We start from the raw sequence: 22602 nt of genomic DNA, 5'->3' as shown, positions 1-22602 counted from the left end.
GATATCAGCCAAGATCAGAAATTAGTTTTTATTTTGAATACTCTTGACACCACCCCGCCTACATGGTTAATTAGTTAAGTAATGAACCATTTAAGGAGGTGAACGAATCTTGAACTTTGATGACTCGACACCCATCTATTTACAGATTGCCGAAGATATTCGCCTAAAAATCCTCACAGGTATGCTTTCCACTGGCGACCAGCTGATGTCCACCACGCTTTACGCCACCACTTTCAGGATTAATCCCGCAACAGCAGGTAAGGCTTTCGCCCTGCTTCTAGAAGAAGGTTTAATCGAAAAACGTCGCGGTATTGGAATGTTTGTTACGGCTGAGGCTAAGCAGATAATCATCACCCAACGCCGGGATTCCTATTTTGAAACGGTACTTTCCACTGCTTTACAAACGGCTTTGGACCTAGGGATCAACAAAGACGAAGTCCTTAACTTCGTGTCTAACTACTTAGAGCTTGAACAGGATAATCATCATGGAACTAACTAACTTGAGTTTCACTTACCCAACTAATATACATGCGACGTTAGAGCAGTTTTCTTGTCATTGTAAGCCTGGGTCTATCACTGCTCTTTTAGGTCCAAACGGCAGTGGTAAAACCACTTTAATGCGACTAATCAGTGGACGTTTACTGCCCTCTGCTGGGCAGGTTTTACTTTCTGAAACTCCCGCGTCACAAGACAGACTTTTAAGCGAAATTTTCTATGCAGGGGATGCTTCTGAGTTTGCGTACTACAGAATCAAGGATGTACTGGCTTTTCTACGCCTGCGTTCAGATTGGAACGAGAATTTATATCAGCGGTTAGTAAAGCGTTTTGATTTGCAGTTTAACCCGAAATCTAATTTTAAAAAACTTTCCACGGGCCAAGCTAACCTTTTGTTTGCATTATTCGCTTTAGCTGTCCATTCTAAGGTGACTTTGTTTGACGAGGTACAAGCGCATTTAGACGTACCGACTCGCTATGCACTTTATCAGGCGATTATTGAAGTTAATGCGGTTTCTATAGAGGATGGACCGAAGCCGCGTACTTTCATTCTTTCTTCACATATGGTTGAAGAGTTGGAAAAGTTGTGTAGTGAAGTGTGGGTATTACGTAACGGTCGTTTAGTTTTCGAGGGCGGTGTAGATTCTCTAAGAGCCCAGTTTTTATCTTTACAAGGTAGTTCTGAGCGGATTAACGCCTTTAAGTCCGCTGTCTCTGCTGAGCAGATCGTAACTCATCGTGATCTTGGTGCTTTTGCAGAACTGGTCGTGAAAAACACGTCGGTTACCCAGCAGCTTTTGGGGTCTTACCCGGATTTAGCACAACAGTCCCTTTCTTTCCAGGATGCTTTTGTAGCGTCTGTCGCTTAAGGATTTATGATGAACCAAAAACACTCTTTTAATACTTTCGATTTAACCTTAACGAATCTTCGACTATACTGGGGATTTTCACTAATTTCACTAGGCGTTTTTACAGGTAATATTCTGATTAATTTCGTGGGGTCTTATTTTATGCAAGACTCACCTGACACGATAGCCCCTTCTGCCTTATGGATACTCATTTCTTTGATTTCTTCAGCAGCGGTAATGCTTCCACTCTATTTACAGTTTCCGCGTTTGAATTTCTTAGCGGGAGCTTCCCGCAAGCAGGTAAAAACGGCATTGCGTTTAACTAGTTTATTTTTTGTGTTGATTAGTTTCGTCGTGTGGGGGCTGATTCTGAGTTTTGAAAGTTGGGATAGTTCAATGAACCTGGTGTGGAGTTTAAAAGGGATTCTGTTAGTTATGTTTGGCTTTATGCTTGTTGAACAAGGTGCTTGGGCGATTGCAGCGCTTTTCTTTAAGTCTGCCTCGACGTATAAATCCTCCCTGGCTATGATTGTTTTCACTGTGTTTGCGGGGAGTAGCTTCGCCTGTTTATTCGGCGCAATCATTTTGGAAGTTACACAGTCAAGTTTCCCAATCCAGAACTATATTTTAATTCTTCCAGCGATTTTCACGGTTTTCGCTTACGTTGTTTCTAGGAACAACCCGCTACAGAAATAGGATACTTAGCTTCTCAATCTACCTAGCTGAAAAAGCATTTTGTAAGTTTTAGGAAAATCACGAAAACCGCCTTGGAACCCCTATCTAAATACTTCTACACAACCACCTTGCATTTGCACTCCCAAGCAGTCAAAGCCAAGTGCAAATGCCTGGGGTAGATAAAACCCCCTCCCGTTTGCACTTCGTGAGAATGATTCGCAGGTGCAAACGGGAGGGGGGTAATAAAGCGTAAGGTTAGTCAATATCTGTTCGAGTTCCTGAAAAGAATCTTCCTAGTTACAACTACTCGTTGTTGTTCCTGAACCCTATCCGATAAAGGCTCCTCAACGCCAAGATATAGTAGATTACCGCTACGATTAGAGGCGCAAAAGAAGTGGAGTTGGAATTGACGCTAGCAGGCTATCTCCTCCGCTTTCTGCTTGTTCAATAGCCTTTTCGAATAACCAATAAAAACCAACTATGCTAAGAGCAACGCAAGTAATAAGAGTCGATAGTTGTTGTTTTTCTTTATTTGTTGCCTTCTGGCTACTTAACATTAGTAAAAGAACAACCCCAAGCAACAAAACTACAATATAGAACGAAAACGGCAAGAGCATTACGAATGGCATAATGCATAGCATGATAAATACCAACTGTAGAGTTTTCATCGCACTCCAAAGGATTACATTTTGTGAGGATAGTCCTAGCACAACCAACATCTGGACGCCATTCATCTAAATTCCAGTAGTCTTTGAATGGGGTAAGGCGTTGATGAGGCGCATACTGGTTATACATACTGTTGAGATTTTTGTTAAGCACTTTATCTTGTATATTGCTAACAGTTCATTCCAACCTGCCACTTAAAAACTTGCCAAACATTACCCGAAAATCAGGATTTTCTTTCTTAATGCATTTCATCAAAGCGAGTATGCTATTAGTTCTTTCAGAATTTACTCCCGCGTCGCGCCACCGTAATCAAGAGTTTTTCTAAAGCGTAAACAGGGTCGCGGGATTCGCCTTTAACTTCCGCATCTGCAATCGCGCATGCACGGAAAGCTTCACGTAATGCCATTTCGTTCCAAGTCCGTAAGCTCCCTTGGGTTTTTTGCACCATAAATGGTGCCATTCCCATCTCATACGCTGTGCGACGTGGAATCGTAGAAACTTTTGCAAGCTGGCGTAGTTTAAAAGCCATTGCCCCGGTGATTGAAGGGCCGGTTACTCCACAACTAAGAGCGTGACGAAGGTGTGTGAGTGCGGTTGCCAGGTCGCCATCTATGGCAGCTTGCACTACTTCATAACCATCCACTTCGCGTTTACCTGCCTGGTATTCTTCAACTAGGTTGGCAGTGATAACTTCACCTGGGTAGTCAGATACTAGCTGGCTAACTACTGCCAGGATTTCAGGCAGTTCTGAACGCATTGCCAGGACTAGTGCAGCAGCAGCGTCGTTGTCGATACGTCCGCCTAGGCTGCGTGCTTCATCGATCACACATTTAATGCGTTCGCCGTCGTTGGCAAGTTTTGGTGCGATATAGGCGGGGACTTGCAAGTTCTGCAGTTCGGTAAGTAGTTTTCGCGCGCTATTGCCTCCATTATGGCGCAATAGGATGACTACTTGTGGCTCTGGGGTAGTCACATATTTGAGGAGGTCTTCAACCAGCGCGGTATTTGCTTGTTCTACTTGCGGGATATAGACGAAACGGCTTTCTGCAAATAGTGAGGGTGATACGGCTACGGCCAGTTGTCCACTCTCGTATGTAGCGGCTTCAACGGTTGAAATTTCAGTTCCGGGGTCGGCTTTTAACAGGTTCTTCCGGATGAGTGATACCGCACGATCTGCGAAGAGGCTTTCTTCTGCGCGTAACAGAATCACTGGTGCGGGTTTGATTTGGCGCCAGCTGGGTAGGTTTGATTCTGCGGAGCGTTTTTTAGAAGTGCTTTTTGATTTCACAGCCATGTTTTAAGCATCTCATACCCTTTTGGAATAGCAAACCGCTTACGACGATTCCCCATTGGGCTCCCAATGCTATCCAGGCTTTTTCGTTTTCAAGCTGCGCCCCGGGCAGGGTGGCAATTAGTTCCATGATTCCCAGTGCGTATTTGGCTGCGGTTTGCGCAATGTAGAGGAATACTTGTCCCAGGTGCGTATTTAAGTTTCCAGTGAGAATTGCGATTACTCCCCCGCCGGTAATAAATGGTACGAATCCACTGATTAGGATATTTGTAAGGATTCCGTAGGTTGCGTATCTGTTTAGAAAGATAACGGTCGCGGTAGCGGTCACCAGGTGGGTAAGTACCGGCAGGGCGATGATGGTGATAAGGGTTTGTCGGTAGTGTTCGAATAGGCTGGGGTTTTCATAGTGTGTAAGTCTTTGTTGCCAGAGGTTCACGCTAATTACTGTGGCGGTCGCTAAGGCTGAGAGGATGAATCCGATGGAGTGTGCTAGCCAGGGGTTGCAGGAAAGCCATAGTAGGCAGACTAATGCCAGGCTGTTGATACCTTGTGAGTGTCGTTTAAAGAGGGTTGCGGCTACGGAGACTGCCGCCATTGAGGCTGCGCGTAAGATGGAGGGTTGCCATCCGACGGCAGCAATGACGGCGGTGAGGATGGCAAGTATTGTGAGGGATTTTTCCCGAGGGCGCCCAGGAAGTGTAGTAGTTAAGAGTTGCAGCAAAATGGCTAAGTGTAGTCCGGAAATGGCTACGAGATGTGATGCTCCTGCCGTGCGAATGGCTTGAATTTCTGTGGGGGTAAGTAGTGTCAAATCGCCAAGGGTCATACCTTTTACTAATCCAAGGGAGTTGCTTTTTCCGCGAGCGCTGTTGGTTTTGGGCGTGTCGGTTGGGGATGTTTTACCTGAGGTGGTGTCGAATGTGTTGGAAACTGTATGCGCGAAACTAGTGGTTTTTAACTTTATTTGTTTTACTTTAAAGATTCCCAGGGACGGTGATTCAGTTTGGGGGATGAGTTTTCCCGTGACTTTTAAGATGTCGTTGGTTTTATAGGCGTCTAGTTTTGTTCCGCTGAGTTTTAGTTCTATGCGTGGGTGGTTGATTAGGGAAACTGGCAGAATGAACTTGGTGGCTGTGTTTTTGAAGCCTTTCACGGGGACCGCACTTTTCGTAGCTTGTACTTCCAGGGTGCAGGGGTTGAGACATTTGGTCGAGATGTGCTGGCGTTGCGGGTCTATTTTTTCTAAGTGTGCGGCAGTTAGGTTGAGAACACTGAGGATAACTGTGGCTATAAGTAGGAGGTGGATATTGTTTCCCAGTCTTTCGCTATGTTTAGGTCGTTTTTGGATAGTGCGGTTGACTAGCCTAATGAGGATGATGATTAGCCCGAGGGTGCCGATGCTTATGGTTATTGCGTTGATTCCTTGGAGGATTTGGTAGTCGAGTGCCCAGATTAGTAGGGTTGGTGTAACTAGGCTGAGGTCGTAGCTGTCTTGTTCTCTTACTCCCACGGTTTTCCCTTTGTTTCGTTTTATTTACATAAGCCAGTTTCTAAACGGCGATAGGTTTTTTGGCCGATTCCGTCGATATTTAATAGGTCTTGGGGTTGTTTTATGCCGTGTTCGTTGCGGTAGTCTAAGATTCGTTGGGCGGTTTTTTCGCCGATTCCTTTTAAGCTGGTGAGTTCTGTGAGGGAGGCGGTTTTTAAATCTACGCAAGTGTTTGTGGGTATGTTTTGAGTGCTGGCATTTCCTGTTGGCGGCTTGGGTTTTTCCCCTTTGGCGGGGATGTGGATGTGTTGTCCGTCAGAGAGTGGTTGCGCCAGGTTAATAGTATTTGCATCAGCATTTTCTGTTAGTTCTTGTGCTTTTCTAACTGCATCAATTACGCGGCTTTGTGCGGGTAGCTCATAGACTCCTGGGGTTTTCACTGCTCCGGAGATGTAGATTGTGATGGTTTGGGTTTCTTCTGGGGCTGGTTGAGTTTCAACTGGGGGTTCTGTTTGTATTTTTTGAGGGCGGTGAGTTGTATCGATAGCAGTTGTTTGACTGTTGGTTTTTGTTCCAATAGAGACGATTAAAACTACTATGCACATGAGGGTGAGCCCGACTACTGCTCCTGGAGAGGCAGACATGCGGATTTGTTTAAGCAGGCGAGAAACTCCTGGTTTTTGGGTGCTTTGTGGTTTTTTTGAGTATCCTGGATTCATCTTGTTATTATCTGCAGGATTTTTTGGCAACTGTAGTCTGTGCCAGATTTCCTGTGGATAACTGGGGGCGTGTTATGCGCCTTGTGCACACAGTCGGTAAGCACTGAAAGAGCGTAGGAAATGTTTGGTTTCATCGGAGCTGGAAATATGGTTAGCGCGCTAGTTAAAGGTGCTCACGCAAATGGATTCTTAACTGGTGAAAACTGTCTCATTACCGACAAATCAGGAATTTCTGGCCCAGCACTAGCTAAAAGTGTTGCCGGTCGTTACCTGGTTTCTAACTTGGAAGTCGCAAAGCAATCTGACGTGCTGGTATTAGGCGTTAAGCCACAGCATATCCTTGCTGTACTTGCAGAGTTACGCTCCGTCTTAGAAACACACCAACCGTTAGTTATTTCTTTAGCCGCGGGCGTGAAACTAGAAGATATTCAGATGACTGCCGGCTCTGACGTGCCGGTTCTGCGTATGATGCCTAACGTTAATGCGGCAGTGCAAGCATCAATGACTGCGATAGTTCCCGGCCAGAACTGCACTGATGAGCATATCGAACTGGCTTTAAAGTTCGCACGTACCTTCGGAGAAGCTATGCAAATCCAAGAGTCTGAGCTTCCGATTTTCACGGCATTGGCGGGCTGTTCCCCCGCTTGGATTTTTGATTTAATTGATGCTTTTGCGATGGCTGGCGTTAAATACGGTATTTCTAAAGCAAATGCCAGTAGAATAGTTACCCAAGCGTTTTTAGGCAGTGCAACGCTAGTTCGTGAAGCTACTGAAACTGGTACGAAGAGTACCGCGAACCTGATTGATCAAGTTTGTTCTCCAGGTGGTACTACTATTGCTGGTCTTCTAGCTATGCAAGCAGCAGGTTCTCGTCATTCTGCTGTCGAAGCTGTCGACGCTGCCGTGATGCAAGACATGATCCTCGGAAAGAAATAAATACCCCATCATGCCATTCCCTGCCAACAACACATCATTTTCAAAAGCTGATTTCGTTTACCAGCAGATTCAACAAGAGATTCTCTCAGGCGAACTTGTTCCAGGAGACCGCCTGGTATTAGATCGTCTTGCACGTAAATATGGTGTTTCTGCTGTCCCTGTCCGCGAAGCTATTCGCCGTTTAGAAGCCCAAAACCTAGTGGATTTTACTCGGAATGTGGGTGCTGTCGTTACGGCGGTTTCGCAAGAGGACCTTCTGGCTTCTTTTGAAACCCTCGCTGTTATCGAAGCCTACGTGACTGGTATTTCTGTGCAGCGTCTTAGTGATTCTGAAATCTCTGAAGCTGAGCAGTTGAACGAGCAAATGCGTGAAGTAGTGAAACGAAATTTCTCTTCTCAGAAATTCTCAGAATTAAATGCCCGTTTCCACCGGCTCTTAGCATCGCGTTGTACGAATCCTCGCCTGGCTATGCATTTGCAGCAAGAATGGGATCACCACGCGATCCAGCGTTTCTCTAACCATGGTTACAACCTAGAGTGGTGTGTGCGTTCTGTTGCGGAACATGATGAGATTCTGAAACTTATCCGCGAACGCGAAGCAAGTCATAAGATTGAGGCATACTGCCGCGCTCATAATCTGCGGGTGATTAAGCAAGTTAACTTACAGAATTCCTTGGAAAGCTAAGATTTTTCGCCCTCGGGAAAAAATATTTGTGCCCCCTGTGACAAAACTCAGACAGAGTTAGGAAACTGACACAATACCAGGTAAATTTTAAGGTGATAGAAAACTGTCTGCAGTCTCATGCTGTGACAGTACCAGATTATTTAAGGAAGACGCGGTTTCAATGACTTCTCATGCAAGCGACCTGACCCGCCTCCCTGCTCCAACCGTACCTGAGAAGGTAACCGCGGACGGACTGGAAGGAAAGTGGACCGAAAATTGGGCCACCTCAGATGTTTATGCATTCAACCCTGATACCACTCGCGCTGAAGTGTTCTCCATCGACACTCCTCCACCGACCGTGTCCGGCTCCCTGCACGTAGGTCACGTATTTTCCTACACCCACACCGACACCGTAGCCCGCTACAAGCGTATGCGTGGCATGAACGTCTTTTACCCAATGGGTTGGGATGATAATGGGCTTCCAACTGAACGCCGAGTACAGAACTACTTCGGTGTTCGCTGTGACCCTTCCCTGCCATACGACCCTAACTTTGAGCCACCACACCGCGGTTCCGCAACCTCCATTAAGAACCGCGACCAAGTACCCGTATCCCGTAAAAACTTCATTGAACTCTGCCAAGAACTCACCATTGAAGACGAAAAGGGATTCGAAGAACTCTGGCGTCGCCTGGGTCTTTCCGTAGACTGGAAACATCACTACCAGACGATTGGCACGAAAGCTCAGAAAGTCGCTCAGGCAGCTTTCCTTTCTAATCTTGAACAGGGAGAAGCCTACCAGGCAGCTGCTCCGGGCCTGTGGGATGTCACCTTCCAAACTGCAGTAGCCCAGGCAGAACTAGAAGCCCGCGAATATCCAGGTTTCTATCATAAACTCGCGTTCCACGCTGCAGATGGCTCCGACGTCGTTATTGAAACCACTCGTCCTGAGTTGCTTCCAGCTTGTGTAGCACTAATAGCACACCCAGATGACGAACGCTACCAGCATTTGTTTGGCACCACTGTTACTTCCCCAGCGTTCAATGTGGAAGTTCCAGTTTTGGCGCACCCCGCAGCTGAGATCGATAAGGGTGCGGGTATCGCCATGTGCTGTACTTTCGGTGACCTGACTGACGTACAGTGGTGGCGTGAGCTGGCACTGCCACTGCGGTCTATCTTGGCAAAAAATGGTCGTATTGAAGCTGAAACTCCAGAGTGGATCACTGATCCAGCTGGCCGTGAACTCTATGCTGCTTGCGCTGGGGCAACTACATTCACCGCGCGTAAGACCATCGTGGAGCATTTAGCAGCTAGTGGTGAAATGCTGGGCGATCCCACCCCAACTCAGCGTATGACCAACTTCTTTGAAAAAGGCGATAAGCCTCTGGAAATTGTTACTTCCCGCCAGTGGTATATCCGTAACGGTGGTAAGGACTTCACCCGTGCTAACGCGCATATGCCACTGCGGGATGAACTGATTTCTCGCGGCGAAGAACTTAACTTCCACCCAGATTACATGCGGGTTCGTTACGATAACTGGGTTAAGGGTTTGAACTCTGACTGGTTGATTTCTCGTCAGCGTTTCTTCGGTGTACCGTTGCCTCTGTGGTACGGCATTGAAGCTGACGGCACTGTTAACTACGATAACGTCTTAGTTCCAACCCAGGACATGCTTCCAGTTGATCCCACCACAGACGTTCCACCCGGTTTCACTGAAGACCAGCGTGACCAGCCGGGTGGCTTCGCAGCTGAAGTAGACATTATGGATACTTGGGCGACTTCTTCCCTCACTCCACAGATCGCAGGTGGGTGGCTGACTGACGCAGAACTATTCCAGAATGTTTACCCAATGGACGTTCGCCCGCAGGGACATGACATTATTCGTACCTGGCTGTTCTCTACGGTTGTGCGCGCACACCTGGAGTTTGATGCACTTCCTTGGAAGCACGCGTTACTTTCCGGTTGGATTCTGGATCCAGACCGTAAGAAGATGTCTAAGTCTAAGGGTAATGTGGTTACCCCCATGGGCTTGCTTGAAACTCATGGTTCTGATGCTGTTCGCTACTGGGCGGCTTCTGCTCGTTTAGGTACCGATACTGCTTTTGACGAGTCACAGATGAAGATTGGTCGCCGCCTGGCGATTAAGGTTCTGAATGCTTCTAAGTTTGCTTTGACCATGGGGTCTGAAGCTGATTTGGATTTGAATCCTATTAACGTCACTGAAGAGCTTGACCGTTCTGTTATCGGTGAACTAGTTAAGGTTATCGAAACTGCTACTAATGCTTTCGAAGCTTTTGACTACACTCGTGCTTTGGAAGTTTCTGAAACTTTCTTCTGGACTTTCTGTGACGATTACCTGGAATTGGTTAAGGAACGCGCGTACAACCGTGATGGTTTGTGGAGTGCTGCCCAGTCTTTGTCGGCTCGTTCTGCGTTGGCGCTGGTTGTTGACACTATGGTTCGTTTGTTTGCACCATTCTTGCCTTTCGCAACTGAAGAAGTTTGGTCTTGGTACCGTCCTGGTTCCGTTCACCAGGCTGCTTGGCCTACCGCTGACGCTCTGCAGGTAGCTGCGGGTAACCCTGCTATTTTGGATGCGGCTTCTAAGGCGTTGGTACGTCTGCGTCGTGTGAAGTCTGAAGCTAAAGTTTCCCCACGCACTCCTTATTTGAACGTGACTTTGGAAGCTCCAGCTGCGTTGGTTCCACTTTTGGAGTCTTCTCGCGATGACTTAGCTCGCGTTACCCATATTCAGGGTGAGTTCAAGATTGTTACTTCTGCTGAGGAAGAAGTAACGGTTAGCGATTTCACCTTGGGTGAAGCACCTGCGAAGGTGAAGAACTGAATTAAACAGTTCTTTTTAAACGGGGAGTTTCAGGTTCCGCCCTCCTGATTTTTTCTCGAGGGCGGAACGAAAACTTTTGTTGATTATTTAATCCACCCACTGGTTTTCTAAGCCAGTACAACTGAGTGTAAGTAGGATTCTTATGGAAAACTCGGGAGCAGAACAGGCCCCTGTGTTGGCTGAGGAAACCGATATTTCCGGCGTAGTCACCCCTTCAGAGGTACTGGAGTGGCATGGTCCGGTACTAGAAAAGTCTGAGATGCACATGACGATTCCCTGGTGGATTCGTCAGCGTGCCGAACGCAACCCAAGGTCCCCTATCATCGCCCGGAAAACCCAGATGGGGGCGAACTGGCGTAACATTAGTTGCGCTGATTTCCTTGAAGAAGTAAATGTAGTAGCTCGTGGTTTAATCGGCTTGGGCTTACAGCCAGGCGATTCAATTGCCATTATGTCCCACACCCGTTACGAGTGGACTCTGCTAGACGTAGCTGGCTGGTCAGCGGGTCTGGTTGTTGTGCCCATTTATGAGACTTCTTCTGTAGATCAAATTGGCTATATCCTTAACGATTCCCAAGTAAAGCTGGTTGTTGCTGAAACTATGGTGATGTCTCAGCTAGTAATGGCTGCACGTGAACACGCACCTGCCGGCCTAAAGATTCTTTCCTTGGATAACTCAGCGATTTTAAAGATCACAGCAGCATCAAAAGACGTTCCACAGTCTGCTGTCGACGAACGTCAAGCTAATCTTTCCATAACTGACCTGGCAACCGTGGTTTACACTTCAGGTACCACAGGTAAGCCTAAAGGAGTGGAGCTCACTCACGGTAACTTCACTATTTTGGCTCAAAATGGGCATAAGTGGATGGCTGAGATTGCTAATCACCGTCGTTCTCGACTGCTGTTGTTCCTACCGCTCGCACACGTTTACGCGCGGTTCTTAGAAGTATTCCAGCTTACTGGTGGAGGGGTGCTTGCGCACACTCCTGATACTAAGAACCTTCTGCATGATTTAGAATCATTCCGCCCTTCCTACCTTCTGGCAGTGCCTCGGGTGTTAGAAAAAATCTATAACTCTGCTGAACAGTCTGCCGCTTCTGGAATGAAACTTCGTACTTTCCGGTGGGCTGCGAAAACGGCAATTGCATACTCTCGGGCTTTAGATACTGCAGAGGGACCTTCTAAAACGCTACGCGCTCAACATCAAATGGCTGACGCGTTAGTTTACCGTAAGCTCAAAGACCTGCTGGGTGGGCACTGCAAGTACGTGATTTCTGGTGGCGGGCCACTGGGTGAACGTTTAGGACATTTCTACCGTGGCCTGGGTGTAACCGTTTTGGAAGGCTATGGTTTGACTGAAACCACTGCCCCACTGGCAGTTAATACTCCACGCCTTTCTAAGATTGGAACAGTTGGTCCCCCAATCTCTACTGTGGGTGTAAAGATTTCTGATACGGGTGAAATCTTAGTTAAGGGACCATCCGTATTCCGCGGTTACCGCAATAACCCAGAAGCCACCGCAGAAGCATTTGAAAACGGCTGGTTTAAAACCGGAGACTTAGGTTCCTTAGACCGTGACGGCTACCTGCGTATCACCGGGCGAGCTAAAGAACTTCTCGTGACCGCTGGGGGAAAGAACGTTTCCCCAGCTGCTTTAGAAGACAGTTTGCGAGCACACCCGCTGGTTTCTCAAGTAGTAGTAGTTGGGGATAAACGTCCTTTCATTGCTGCACTAGTTACTTTGGATGCGGAAATGCTACCCGGCTGGCTAGCTAACCATGGTTTACCGTCACTGACTGTTTCTGAAGCTGCTCAACATCCGGATGTCCTCCAAGCACTACACCGCGCAGTCGAACGCGCTAATGAAGCTGTTTCCAGGGCTGAGTCCATCCGTAAGATCACAGTTTTGGACACTGATTTTACTGAAGCAAACGGATTCTTAACGCCTTCTATGAAAGTTAAACGCCAGATAGTGATGCGTGAGTTCGCTTCTGAAATCGATGCAATCTACGGTGGTCCAGTAGCTGCTGACGCCTAGATCAGAAAAATTTACGTTGCCCAGGAATAGTTTATTCCTGGGCAACTTTCATTCTCTTAACCTTACTTTTCTAAAATACCAGCCGCGGAAAACCGCCCTCGGGAAATAATCGTGAGCTAGCCCTCAAAACGAAAAATCTTGGAATACCAAAGTAATTCCTGGTGTTAAACCCAACGGAACTACAAAAGTCCCCTATGAACCAATAAAGGAATCACATGACACAGCCTACTAACCTAGAACAGGTCACTCAAGCGAAGCACCGCTGGCTGAAAATGCCATCATTTACCGTCCAAATTTTCCTGGGCCTGGCAATTGGTATGTGTCTAGGCTACTTAGCAACTATTTTCGGTACTGCTGAAGAGCCCCTCCCTTGGTTAGTAGCCATTCTTAATTGGGTGGGTTCCTCCTTCGTTAGCCTACTTTTCGCGCTAGTGCCCCCACTCATCTTCGTTGCCATGGTGGTATCAATCAATAATCTCCGCGGGGTTGCAAATGCTACTAGCTTAGCTTTAAAGACCTTACTCTGGTTTGCTATCACTGCTCTGTTATCTGTCTCTGTAGGTATCGGACTGGGTCTGCTTTTTGAACCGGGGCTGAATACTTCCGTATCCGCCTCTGAAGTTGCTGCTCCCTCACGTGTAGGTGGCTGGACTGACTTCATAAATGGCATTATCCCCAACAACTTCTTAGGCCTAGAAGTCCGTTCAAAACTCGTTGAAGGTGAAGTCACTTCCTCACTCAAATTCAACGCGCTACAGATTCTGTTAATCGGTATTGCGGTAGGCATAGCAACTTTAAAGGCAAAAGACACTGCGAAACCATTCTTAGAATTCGCAGAAGCCACTCTGAAGGTTTTGCAGAAGATCCTCTGGGGTGTGATTCGTTTGGCGCCAGTCGGTACCGCTGGTCTGATTGGTACGGCTGTAGCCACCTACGGTTGGTCTAAGATTACGTCTCTGGGCTGGTTTGTACTGGCTATTTACGTGGGGTTGTTCATCGTCGGTGGTTTGATTTATCCTGTCTTACTGCGCCTGAATGGTGTCTCTGCACTGCAGTTCTATAAGGGTGCTTGGCCAGCGATTCAGTTAGCTTTTGTATCTCGGTCTTCCCTGGGTACTCTGCCTGTGACTCAGCACGTGGCCACTGAAAACCTTGGTGTCCCTGCCTCTTACGGTTCATTCGCTACTTCCTTAGGTGCAACTACAAAGATGGATGGTTGTGCGGCTATTTACCCTGCTGTTGCAGCGATTTTCGTAGCTCAGTTCTTTGGCCTTGAGCTAGGTGTTGTTGATTATCTGCTGATTATCTTTGTAGCAGTCGTTGGTTCTGCAGCTACCGCTGGTTTGACCGGTGCTACCGTGATGCTTACCCTGACTCTGTCTACGTTGGGTTTACCTCTTGAAGGTGTTGGCCTGCTACTCGCAGTTGATCCGATTCTGGATATGGGGCGTACTGCGCTGAATGTAACCGGCCAGATGGTGGTGCCAGTGATTGTATCTGCGCGGGAAAAGATTTTAGATCGCACTAAACTGTAGGTTACAAAATACAGCTAACGCGTTACTACTGCGTTAGCTGTATCTCTTCCAGCACTAAACGCAATCTTCAGTCACTATCCGCACCCTTTACATCAGGTTTTGACACTAAACGCGACGTTCACAGAGTTTAGGGTGGCATTTGGCGCGTGCCAGCGCACTAAATGCCACCCTAAACTACTACCTGTGCCGCTGAGTTAGTATGCATGATGCTTAAGCGCTACTACTCCAAAATCTCCGTTTTTCCCTCCCCCCGAATTTGCACTTCGGAAAGGCAGTTGCCAAGCGCAAATCAATGGGGTGCGGTTCTAACCCACAGCATAGACAGCATAATCGCGGGAAAACGAGTTCCCGCGATTTCCCTGCGCGCGAACTCAAGTTCCGGCGTTTTCCCTGCGTGGGAAAACGAGTTCCGGCGCATTTTAAGACGTACAACCACTAGCCACTCCCCGCAAATACTAATCGCCACCTGTACGTGGTGCTCGAAATTTACTATCACCGTATTTGTGCCCAAAGCTACCCTGGCAGCACGTAGTGTTTTATTCCCTGTTTCTGTCAGCCAGCCCCGGTCCACTGACGTGGGAGTATTTTTGAAAAAATGCTCCCACCGGCTTCAAAAACAGCTTTCGATTTTCCATGACCAGGCATTTAGTGCAAACAGGGCTTTAATGAAACCTAACGCCTTTATTTTGCATCCCTTGATACGCTTCATAAAATCAGCCGATTTTATCTAATAACTCCCGAAGGTGATGACAACAATACATAAAACAAAAAATCCTGAAGCGTTTGCTTCAGGATTAGTTTTGGTGGGCCCAGAGGGACTCGAACCCCCGACCTACTGGGTGTAAACCAGTTGCTCTAGCCAACTGAGCTATAGGCCCTTATTTTCTTCGCGCTCTCTCAAGCACATATATAAATATACAGACCAGTTACCGAAGTGCAAAATCGGAATAGGCAATTTCAGCAAATAGTGGCGAGGGTCTCACCACTGTCAGAAAATGAATATAATAAAAACCGCTGACTTTCAACGAAAATCAGCGGTTTAATAGTTTGCTAATTTATTTGCGTCCAGTTGCCACCAGACGCATCCCCGCCCAAGCAGGAGCAACTTTCGTAGCTGAAGTTGGCTTCAAGCCGGCTAGTTTCGCTGCATCTTGAATGTCAGCTGGTTGCACATGTCCAAAAGAACCTGACTTTGGGGTGAGTACCCAGACGTCACCACCCTCGTCAAGATTTCCAATGACGTCCAACAGCACATCAGTGAGATCTTCTTCCTCTGCATCATCTGCACGCCACCAGATAAGAACCCCATCAACCACGTCGTTAAAATCGACGTCTACCAGTTCCTCTCCAGTCGCTTCTGCAATCGCTTCACGCAGGGATTCATCTACATCGTTGTCCCAGTAAAATTCCTGGACTACTTGACCGGTTTTAAAACCAAGGCTTCCGGCTGCCTTCACACCCGCAGTTTCGGGAATAGAAATATCAGTCACAAAATCTATATTACAAGTATTGCTCTTAGTTTTCGCAGCATTTATCGGATTGTAAAACTGTATTATTTTCACCCTTTTTAACATCACAATTATTTGTGTTCTAAATACCTGGTGTGCATTTATTAACAACATGGGGTCTTTCGTCCCTAATCGGTATGCAAAACCCGTAAAAAAGTGGAAAATAGAATAGTATGCACATAGCTGTGCGACGTAATCGTCGCCTTCACAGAAAGAGGGACTCGTGACTCAACACGGTAACCGCCCACTGGTTAACGGCATCCTCAGCCAGGTACCTGACAACGATCCGAATGAAACCGGTGAATGGCTTGAATCACTCGAAGCATTAATCAACGAAAAGGGTGGCCCACGTGCTCGCTACGTCCTGCTCCATATGCTGGATCAAGCGCGTCGCAAGGACGTTCAGATTCCTCTGGAACTAACCACCCCTTACATCAACACTATCCCAGCTGATGAAGAGCCAGAATTCCCTGGTGATGAGAAAACCGAACGTGCTTACCGTCGTTGGATTCGCTGGAACGCAGCTGTGCAGGTAACTCGCGCGCAACGTCCAGGTGTGAAGGTGGGCGGTCATATTTCTTCATACGCCTCATCCTCCACCTTGTACGAAGTAGGTTTCAACCACTTCTTCCGTGGTAAGAACCACCCAGGTGGTGGCGACCACGTATTCTTCCAAGGTCACGCTTCCCCAGGAATCTACGCGCGCGCTTTCCTGGAAGGACGTCTCACCGAAGAACAAATGGACGGCTTCCGCCAGCAGGTTTCCAGCGCTGACGGTATTCCTTCCTATCCACATCCACGTCAGATGCCTGACTTCTGGGAATACCCAACCGTTTCCATGGGTCTAGGACCAGCAGAAGCAATCTACCAAGCTTGGTTCGACAAGTACCTGCACATGCGTGGAATTAAAGACACCTCCCAGCAACACACCTGGGCATTCTTAGGTGACGGCGAAATGGACGAGCCAGAATCCCGCGGTATGCTGCAGCACGCTGCACAGCAGGGACTGGATAACCTAACCTTCGTTGTTAACTGTAACCTCCAGCGTTTGGACGGCCCTGTTCGTGGTAACGGCAAAATTGTTCAGGAACTGGAAGCATTCTTCCGTGGCGCTGGCTGGAACGTCATTAAGGTCCTATGGGGACGTGGCTGGGATCAACTGCTAGAAGCAGACACCGAGCATGCTCTGATGAACGTCATGATGGAAACCCTCGACGGCGACTACCAGACTTTCAAAGCAAACGACGGTGCTTATGTACGTGAACACTTCTTCGGACGCGACCCACGTGCTAAGAAACTAGTGGAAAACTGGACTGACGACGAAATCTGGCGTCTACGTCGCGGTGGCCACGACTATCAGAAGGTTTACGCAGCTTACAAGTCTGCGATGGAACACACTGGCCAACCAACCGTTATTTTGGCTCACACAATTAAGGGTTACAGCCTAGGTAAGTCATTCGTGGGCCGTAACGCAACCCACCAGATGAAGAAGCTAACGCTGGATGATCTTAAAGCACTGCGTGACCTGTTGCGTATTCCAATCTCAGACGAAGTGTTGGAAGCAAACCCATACATGCCTCCTTACTACCGTCCAGATGATTCCGACCCAGCATTGCAGTACATGTTGAATCGTCGTAACGAACTGGGGGGCTTCATTCCATCTCGTCACCGTGAAGACCCAGCACTGCCAATGCCAGCTGAAAAACCATTCTTAGCTCTTTCTAAGGGTTCTGGCGCGCAAGAAGTTGCCACCACAATGGCACTGGTTCGTCTGTTCAAGGACCTGATTAAAGACAAGAACATCGGTAAGTACATTGTGCCGATCATTCCTGACGAAGCACGTACTTTCGGTTTGGACGCGATCTTCCCATCTGCAAAAATCTTTAACACTCACGGTCAGAACTACACTTCTGTAGATGCTGACATGATGCTGTCTTACAAAGAATCTCAAGCAGGTCAGATTCTGCACACCGGCATTAACGAAGCTGGTTCTGCAGCAGCAATGCAGGTTGCGGGTACTTCCTACGCGACCCACAACGTGCCAATGATTCCGTTCTATATCCTCTACTCAATGTTCGGTTTCCAGCGTACTGCTGACCAGTTCTGGGCTGCTGGCGACCAGCTGGCCCGTGGCTTTATCATTGGCGCAACCGCTGGCCGTACCACCCTAGCGGGTGAAGGTCTGCAGCACATGGATGGCCACTCTCACCTGATTTCTGGCACCAACTCTGCAATTGTTTCCTATGACCCTGCGTACTCTTACGAAATCCGCTACATTGTGGCAGATGGTTTGGAACGTATGTACGGTCCTAATGCTACCGGCCGTGACCGTGACGTAATGTACTACCTCACCGTTTACAACGAGCCATACCAGCAGCCAGTAGAACCTGAAAACGTTGATGTTGAAGGCATCGTTAAGGGTATCTACCAGCTGGATCCAGTATCTGGTGGCCGTCCAACTGTGAAGCTACTGGCTTCCGGTGTTGGTGTGCCTTGGATTCGTAAGGCTCGCCAGCTGCTCGCTGACGACTGGGGAATCGACGCCGCTACCTTCTCTGTAACTTCTTGGAACGAACTGCGTCGCGACGGTTTAGCAGCGGATCAGCATAACTTCCTCAACCCAGAAGCAGAACAGAAGGTTGCTTACGTAACTCAGAAGCTAGCTGGTATCGACGGTCCTACCATCGCTACCTCAGACTGGGATCACCTGCTACACGATCAGATCCGCAACTGGGTTCCAGGTGCATACTACACCCTGGGTGCAGATGGCTTCGGTTTCTCTGACACTCGCCCAGCTGCTCGTCGACACTACAAGATTGACGCTGAATCCGTAGTAGTACGTGCACTGCAAGCTCTGGCAGACGCAGGTCAAATTGACCGCTCCGTGGTTTCTCAGGCAATCGCGAAGTACGATCTGCACAATGTAAACGCTGCTAACTGAGTAGTTACCTAACGCTGGGGCGTGGATGGCTGAGAAGCCACCCACGCCCCAGTTTCGTTATACAAAAGAAAAGATTCCCGAGGGCGCTGAGTTTAACTTTCCGCCCTCGGGAATCTCCATATTTATCGCCTGATTCGTGCGCTAATCTCACTACTGCCCGATGTAGGATCCCGCTATCGCAGCAACTAAACCAAAAATAATTGAGACAGTAACGTAAATAACTGCTGTCCCCCATTGTCCATTTTCTACTAGCGTGAGTGTTTCCAAACTAAAAGTAGAAAATGTTGTGAATCCGCCGCACAATCCGACTCGCAACGCTAAGCTAGCAGTTTCTCCTAACCCCCACCGGACAACAAGTACCTGTGCAAAGAATGCAAGCAAAAACGTGCCTAACATGTTAATGCCGAAAGTAGCCCACGGGAAACCACCCCGGTACGGGATGGACACGGAAATTAGGTAACGCAAGGCAGCGCCGATGAAACCACCGGCGCCGACTGCTAAAGCATTGATGAACATACTTAGTTCTGTTTCCCCGCTAACTCAGGTTTTTCTTCAAGCACTCCATCGCGGATCTGATAAACACGGTCACAGTATTCCAACAAACGGCGATCGTGCGTTACCATTACCGTAGTCCGCTGATATTCATGCGTCAAGTCACGCAATAGACGCGTTGTTTCTAAAGCACGATCAGTGTCCAACGCAGCAGTTGGTTCGTCGGCTAAAATCACATCGGGATTGTGCATCAAAGCGGTTGCAATAGCTACGCGCTGGCGTTCACCACCAGAGAGTTCAGAAGGGTATTTGCGCGCTAGTTTCGCTACGCCTAACTGTTCTAGTAACATTTTCTGGCGTTCTTTATCAGCTTTCTCTCTAGCTACCTTTGAGTGCAGCAAGAGTTGTTCTTCTACACGTAAGAACGGCACCAGCGAAGATGCTTGCAAAATGAATCCGAGTTTTTCAAACCGCAGTTGAGAACGTTGTTTTGCGTTCATAGTGTCCACCCGCTGACTTGCCAGGGTAACTTCCCCAGTGGACGCTGACTGCAGGCCACCAATGATGGTGAGGAAAGTGGACTTACCGGAACCGGATGGACCAATGATTGCTACGAATTCACCTGGTTGCGCGGTGAAGTTAGTGTTTTTTAGGGCTTGAATTTCTTCTTCACCCTGTTTGAAGGTTTTAGTTACGTTTTTTAGTTCGATCATTAGTTAATCGCCTCAATCGGGTCAATGCGGCTAATCATGCGGGTTGGGATTAGCCCGCCTAATACTGCGGAGATAATGAATGCTGCGGTTACTGCAGTGTAGAAGGTGGGTTCGATCCGGAATGGGATGGCTCCGCCGATTGCGGAAGTGGTGGCTAACACTGCGCCTAATCCAAGGGATACCCCGATTACGGATAATGCCAGGGTTTGCATTACTCCAGCTTTCGCGATGTAGGCAGTGGAAATTCCCTGTGCTTTCATGATTCCGAAAATCTGCTTCTTTTGTACGGTGAGGACATAGAAGAAGATGCTGAGTACTAGTGCGAGGATCCCGATGAGAGAGCCAATCATGAGCATGAAGGTGAGAGTCTGCGCACGGTATCCAGGTAGGTTGTTGATGTAGTCATTGGGCGCGACGAGTTCCAGTTCAGCCTCTTTGGCGAGTTCTTTTACATTTTCCGAGGGCGGATTCAGAAGCACGATTGCGTTAGAAGATAGCTGGTCTGCTTCATCGATATGTGGGTTTTGTAATGGACGCAGGTGGTCTTTGTAGGAGGTTACATCTACGAAGAAAGTTGGCGCAGCTTGAAATTTTGCTGCTGTGAATCCGACGATTTTCCAGTCTATGTCTGATGCATCAGTTGCTTGGGCGACGGGGAGTTTTACGGTGTCTCCCAGTTCAAATCCGCGAATTTTGAAGTCTGCGTCGGCGATTATTTCATATTCTTCGGTGGGTTTTTTACCTTCGATTAGGGTTGGAGCTAACTCTGAGTTCAGGTCTATCCCAAAGATGAAAGCATTTTTACGTGTTTTCTTTGTTTCTGCGGGGGCGTCGTCTTTGTTGGGTAGGTCTACTACTACTGGTGAGACGGAGAATGAGACGGCTGTTTCATCTTCCAGGAGGATTTCAGAGGCTTGTTTGTTGGTGATGCGTGAGGCTGTGACGTTGTAGTGTGAGGCTTCAGATAAAACGATGGAGTTAGCTTTCCAGTCTTTTACTGCTTCCGAGTATGAGGATGAGAGGCCATATGCCAGGCCAGTTAGGAAGTAAACCAGGTAGCTTACTAGGAAAATTACCGCGGTGATGAGCACGAAACGGGATGCGCTGTGGCGGATTTCTTTTAGTGCCAGAAACATTCGGACTCCTTAAAACTATTTCCCTTACAGTATTAGCTATTTTTTGCCACTCCACACCATTTAATGACATAGTGTCATTAACGTCTCATTTGGGAATAAAAATCCGCCCTCGGAAAAGAAAAATCCCGAGGGCGGACCCTAAACCCCCACGCTACTGAGGCAACCCCTTCTCACCTGGCTGCCATATACGACCCGCATACTTAGGCGCCACCAAATTCTCAACATTCAAAACTGCCTCAACTTCCGCACGCGTCAACAACCCCTTCTCAACAATCAAATCAGCCACATTAGCGCCAGTCAAAACAGCTTCCTTACCAATCATGTCACCATGATGGTGGCCAATAATCTCATTGAAATAAGTAATAATACCAACAGAGCCCAACACCTGAGAGCGACAAACCTCAGCATTCGCCCTAATCCCCGGCACAGAGTTCTTACCCAAAGTTAAAGCAGCATTCTCAAGCAAAGTCATCGACTCAAACAAACACTGAGCAATCACCGGTTCCATCACATTCAACTGCAACTGACCAGCCTCAGCAGCCATAGTCAAAGTAACATCATTACCAATCACCTTAAAACAAACCTGGTTCACCACCTCTGGAACCACCGGATTCACCTTAGCCGGCATAATCGATGACCCCGCCTGCTGAGACGGCAACCGAATCTCCCCTAAACCAGCGCGAGGACCAGAAGACAACAAACGCAAATCATTACAGATCTTAGAAAGCTTCACTGCCAAACGCTTTAAAGCCCCATGCACAATCACATACGCACCCGTATCCGAAGTTGCCTCAATCAAGTTCTGTGCCGGACGAACCGCCAAACCAGTAACCTCAGCTAACTTAGCTACCGCGACCTCTGAATACCCTTCCGGAGTATTCAAACCCGTCCCAATAGCAGTTGCCCCCAAATTCACTTCCAAAAGCAAGTCGGAAACAAGGTTAATAATATTAAGTTCTTCGCGTAGAGTCACCGCAAAAGCCCGGAACTCTTCACCTAAACTCATAGGAACCGCATCCTGTAACTGGGTGCGCCCCATCTTAATGATGTGTTTAAACTCATCCGCCTTAACTTCAAAAGCATCAGCTAAGAAAGAAATCTGCGTATTAAGCTCATGAAGCTCCTGATAAACCGCAATGCGGAAACCCGTGGGATAAGCGTCATTCGTAGACTGCGACTTATTTACGTCATCATTTGGATTAATAACGTCGTAACGTCCCTTTTCAAAGCCCAGCATCTCTAAAGCCAGATTTGCTACAACTTCGTTAGTATTCATATTAACTGAAGTGCCTGCACCGCCTTGGAATACGTCAACTGGAAACTGATCCATGCAGACGCTCTCATCCAAGATTTTGTCGCAAGCTGCCACAATAGCCTCAGCAACATCCTCAGCCATTACATGCAACTGTGCGTTAGCTAATGCAGAGGCTTTCTTAACCTGCACCATGGAACGTACGAAAGTTGGAAAGTGACTGATGGGAATACCCGAAATGTTGAAGTTCTCTTTAGCGCGTAAAGTATGCACCCCCCAATATGCTTCAGCAGGAACTTCCCGAGCACCCAACAAGTCTTCTTCCACACGAGTCATCATTGACCCCTACCTTTCGGTTGACA

The 22602-nt window shown here is 47.8% G+C and carries 18 protein-coding genes, 1 tRNA gene and 1 pseudogene; 9 read left to right on the top strand and 11 right to left on the bottom strand.

All coding sequences use genetic code 11. The features are described 5' to 3' along the window. The first annotated feature begins 109 nt into the window (after positions 1 to 109). From HMPREF0044_RS03500 to HMPREF0044_RS03490, 3 genes are all read left to right on the top strand, one after another. The gene (locus HMPREF0044_RS03500; protein WP_006546730.1) at positions 110 to 499 is read left to right on the top strand and encodes a GntR family transcriptional regulator; all 390 of its coding nucleotides are present in this window, start codon (positions 110 to 112) and stop codon (positions 497 to 499) included. Next, positions 486 to 1364, top strand: a complete 879-nt coding sequence (locus HMPREF0044_RS03495; protein ID WP_006546729.1) for an ATP-binding cassette domain-containing protein — start codon at positions 486 to 488, stop codon at positions 1362 to 1364. The genes HMPREF0044_RS03500 and HMPREF0044_RS03495 overlap by 14 nt, the downstream gene beginning before the upstream one ends. A gap of 141 nt (positions 1365 to 1505) precedes the next feature. Continuing rightward, entirely contained in the window at positions 1506 to 2039 is a 534-nt protein-coding gene (locus HMPREF0044_RS03490; protein ID WP_141553824.1) for a hypothetical protein, read from the top strand. Between the two features lie 356 nt (positions 2040 to 2395). On the opposite strand, the gene HMPREF0044_RS08285 is transcribed toward HMPREF0044_RS03490, so the two are convergent. From HMPREF0044_RS08285 to HMPREF0044_RS07840, 5 genes and pseudogenes are all read right to left on the bottom strand, one after another. Beyond that, positions 2396 to 2686, bottom strand: a complete 291-nt coding sequence (locus HMPREF0044_RS08285; protein WP_245528811.1) for a hypothetical protein — start codon at positions 2684 to 2686, stop codon at positions 2396 to 2398. Between the two features lie 22 nt (positions 2687 to 2708). Next, positions 2709 to 2837 (bottom strand): annotated as a pseudogene (locus HMPREF0044_RS08425) (DUF2599 domain-containing protein); the annotation flags it as partial. Positions 2838 to 2961: 124 nt separating this feature from the next. Beyond that, positions 2962 to 3978, bottom strand: coding sequence for a DNA polymerase III subunit delta (holA, locus tag HMPREF0044_RS03480; protein ID WP_040312770.1), 1017 nt, complete (start codon positions 3976 to 3978; stop codon positions 2962 to 2964). Next, the gene (locus HMPREF0044_RS03475) at positions 3950 to 5485 is read right to left on the bottom strand and encodes a ComEC/Rec2 family competence protein (protein WP_006546725.1); all 1536 of its coding nucleotides are present in this window, start codon (positions 5483 to 5485) and stop codon (positions 3950 to 3952) included. Before HMPREF0044_RS03475 ends, holA begins: the two co-directional genes overlap by 29 nt. A 20-nt stretch (positions 5486 to 5505) precedes the next feature. Continuing rightward, on the bottom strand, positions 5506 to 6108 hold the full coding sequence (locus HMPREF0044_RS07840; protein ID WP_158027164.1) for a ComEA family DNA-binding protein: 603 nt from the start codon (positions 6106 to 6108) through the stop codon (positions 5506 to 5508). A 195-nt stretch (positions 6109 to 6303) separates the two neighbouring features. On the opposite strand from HMPREF0044_RS07840, the gene proC reads away from it, so the two are divergent. The 5 genes from proC to HMPREF0044_RS03445 all read left to right on the top strand — a co-directional run bounded on the left by proC (position 6304) and on the right by HMPREF0044_RS03445 (position 14198). After that, the gene (proC, locus tag HMPREF0044_RS03465) at positions 6304 to 7119 is read left to right on the top strand and encodes a pyrroline-5-carboxylate reductase (protein ID WP_006546723.1); all 816 of its coding nucleotides are present in this window, start codon (positions 6304 to 6306) and stop codon (positions 7117 to 7119) included. 10 nt (positions 7120 to 7129) lie between these two features. Then, positions 7130 to 7804, top strand: a complete 675-nt coding sequence (locus tag HMPREF0044_RS03460) for a GntR family transcriptional regulator (RefSeq protein WP_006546722.1) — start codon at positions 7130 to 7132, stop codon at positions 7802 to 7804. A 160-nt stretch (positions 7805 to 7964) separates the two neighbouring features. After that, positions 7965 to 10625, top strand: coding sequence for a valine--tRNA ligase (gene valS / locus HMPREF0044_RS03455; RefSeq protein WP_006546721.1), 2661 nt, complete (start codon positions 7965 to 7967; stop codon positions 10623 to 10625). Between the two features lie 142 nt (positions 10626 to 10767). After that, positions 10768 to 12663 carry an AMP-dependent synthetase/ligase gene (locus HMPREF0044_RS03450; protein ID WP_006546720.1) on the top strand — a complete coding sequence of 632 codons (1896 nt, stop codon included), beginning with the start codon at positions 10768 to 10770 and terminating at the stop codon, positions 12661 to 12663. A gap of 215 nt (positions 12664 to 12878) precedes the next feature. Further along, positions 12879 to 14198 (top strand): dicarboxylate/amino acid:cation symporter, encoded by a 1320-nt coding sequence (locus HMPREF0044_RS03445; RefSeq protein ID WP_006546719.1) that lies wholly within the window; start codon positions 12879 to 12881, stop codon positions 14196 to 14198. 801 nt (positions 14199 to 14999) lie between these two features. Here the strand turns inward: HMPREF0044_RS03445 and HMPREF0044_RS03440 are convergent. Both HMPREF0044_RS03440 and HMPREF0044_RS03435 read right to left on the bottom strand, forming a co-directional pair. Next, positions 15000 to 15076 (bottom strand) — tRNA-Val (locus HMPREF0044_RS03440). A 177-nt stretch (positions 15077 to 15253) separates the two neighbouring features. Continuing rightward, positions 15254 to 15688: a DUF3052 domain-containing protein gene (locus HMPREF0044_RS03435; protein ID WP_245528810.1), complete on the bottom strand. Its 435-nt coding sequence runs from the start codon at positions 15686 to 15688 to the stop codon at positions 15254 to 15256. Between the two features lie 241 nt (positions 15689 to 15929). Here HMPREF0044_RS03435 and aceE point away from each other — a divergent pair, with 241 nt between their 5' ends. Beyond that, positions 15930 to 18647, top strand: coding sequence for a pyruvate dehydrogenase (acetyl-transferring), homodimeric type (gene aceE, locus HMPREF0044_RS03430; protein ID WP_006546716.1), 2718 nt, complete (start codon positions 15930 to 15932; stop codon positions 18645 to 18647). Positions 18648 to 18797: 150 nt separating this feature from the next. Here aceE and crcB read toward each other — a convergent pair whose 3' ends face one another. From crcB to aspA, 4 genes are all read right to left on the bottom strand, one after another. Continuing rightward, positions 18798 to 19163 carry a fluoride efflux transporter CrcB gene (gene crcB / locus HMPREF0044_RS03425; protein WP_006546715.1) on the bottom strand — a complete coding sequence of 122 codons (366 nt, stop codon included), beginning with the start codon at positions 19161 to 19163 and terminating at the stop codon, positions 18798 to 18800. 2 nt (positions 19164 to 19165) lie between these two features. Next, positions 19166 to 19852, bottom strand: a complete 687-nt coding sequence (locus HMPREF0044_RS03420) for an ABC transporter ATP-binding protein (protein WP_006546714.1) — start codon at positions 19850 to 19852, stop codon at positions 19166 to 19168. Further along, positions 19852 to 20988 carry an ABC transporter permease gene (locus tag HMPREF0044_RS03415; RefSeq protein ID WP_006546713.1) on the bottom strand — a complete coding sequence of 379 codons (1137 nt, stop codon included), beginning with the start codon at positions 20986 to 20988 and terminating at the stop codon, positions 19852 to 19854. Before HMPREF0044_RS03415 ends, HMPREF0044_RS03420 begins: the two co-directional genes overlap by 1 nt. A gap of 151 nt (positions 20989 to 21139) precedes the next feature. After that, the gene (gene aspA, locus HMPREF0044_RS03410) at positions 21140 to 22579 is read right to left on the bottom strand and encodes an aspartate ammonia-lyase (protein WP_006546712.1); all 1440 of its coding nucleotides are present in this window, start codon (positions 22577 to 22579) and stop codon (positions 21140 to 21142) included. Positions 22580 to 22602 lie beyond the last annotated feature (23 nt).

This window comes from Gleimia coleocanis DSM 15436, assembly GCF_000159015.1.
Taxonomy (GTDB): domain Bacteria; phylum Actinomycetota; class Actinomycetes; order Actinomycetales; family Actinomycetaceae; genus Gleimia; species Gleimia coleocanis.
Note: the sequence above shows the minus strand (reverse complement) of the source record. Positions and strands in the feature narration are given on the sequence as shown.

Excerpts from the sequence above, each read along its gene's own strand:
- HMPREF0044_RS03495 (WP_006546729.1), top strand. The coding sequence starts at position 486 with ATGGAACTAACTAACTTGAGTTTCACTTACCCAACTAATATACATGCG.
- HMPREF0044_RS03490 (WP_141553824.1), top strand. The coding sequence starts at position 1,506 with ATGCAAGACTCACCTGACACGATAGCCCCTTCTGCCTTATGGATACTC.
- HMPREF0044_RS08285 (WP_245528811.1), bottom strand. The coding sequence starts at position 2,686 with ATGAAAACTCTACAGTTGGTATTTATCATGCTATGCATTATGCCATTC.
- holA (WP_040312770.1), bottom strand. The coding sequence starts at position 3,978 with ATGGCTGTGAAATCAAAAAGCACTTCTAAAAAACGCTCCGCAGAATCA.
- HMPREF0044_RS07840 (WP_158027164.1), bottom strand. The coding sequence starts at position 6,108 with ATGTCTGCCTCTCCAGGAGCAGTAGTCGGGCTCACCCTCATGTGCATA.
- proC (WP_006546723.1), top strand. The coding sequence starts at position 6,304 with ATGTTTGGTTTCATCGGAGCTGGAAATATGGTTAGCGCGCTAGTTAAA.
- HMPREF0044_RS03460 (WP_006546722.1), top strand. The coding sequence starts at position 7,130 with ATGCCATTCCCTGCCAACAACACATCATTTTCAAAAGCTGATTTCGTT.
- valS (WP_006546721.1), top strand. The coding sequence starts at position 7,965 with ATGACTTCTCATGCAAGCGACCTGACCCGCCTCCCTGCTCCAACCGTA.
- HMPREF0044_RS03450 (WP_006546720.1), top strand. The coding sequence starts at position 10,768 with ATGGAAAACTCGGGAGCAGAACAGGCCCCTGTGTTGGCTGAGGAAACC.
- HMPREF0044_RS03445 (WP_006546719.1), top strand. The coding sequence starts at position 12,879 with ATGACACAGCCTACTAACCTAGAACAGGTCACTCAAGCGAAGCACCGC.
- crcB (WP_006546715.1), bottom strand. The coding sequence starts at position 19,163 with ATGTTCATCAATGCTTTAGCAGTCGGCGCCGGTGGTTTCATCGGCGCT.
- HMPREF0044_RS03420 (WP_006546714.1), bottom strand. The coding sequence starts at position 19,852 with ATGATCGAACTAAAAAACGTAACTAAAACCTTCAAACAGGGTGAAGAA.
- HMPREF0044_RS03415 (WP_006546713.1), bottom strand. The coding sequence starts at position 20,988 with ATGTTTCTGGCACTAAAAGAAATCCGCCACAGCGCATCCCGTTTCGTG.
- aspA (WP_006546712.1), bottom strand. The coding sequence starts at position 22,579 with ATGATGACTCGTGTGGAAGAAGACTTGTTGGGTGCTCGGGAAGTTCCT.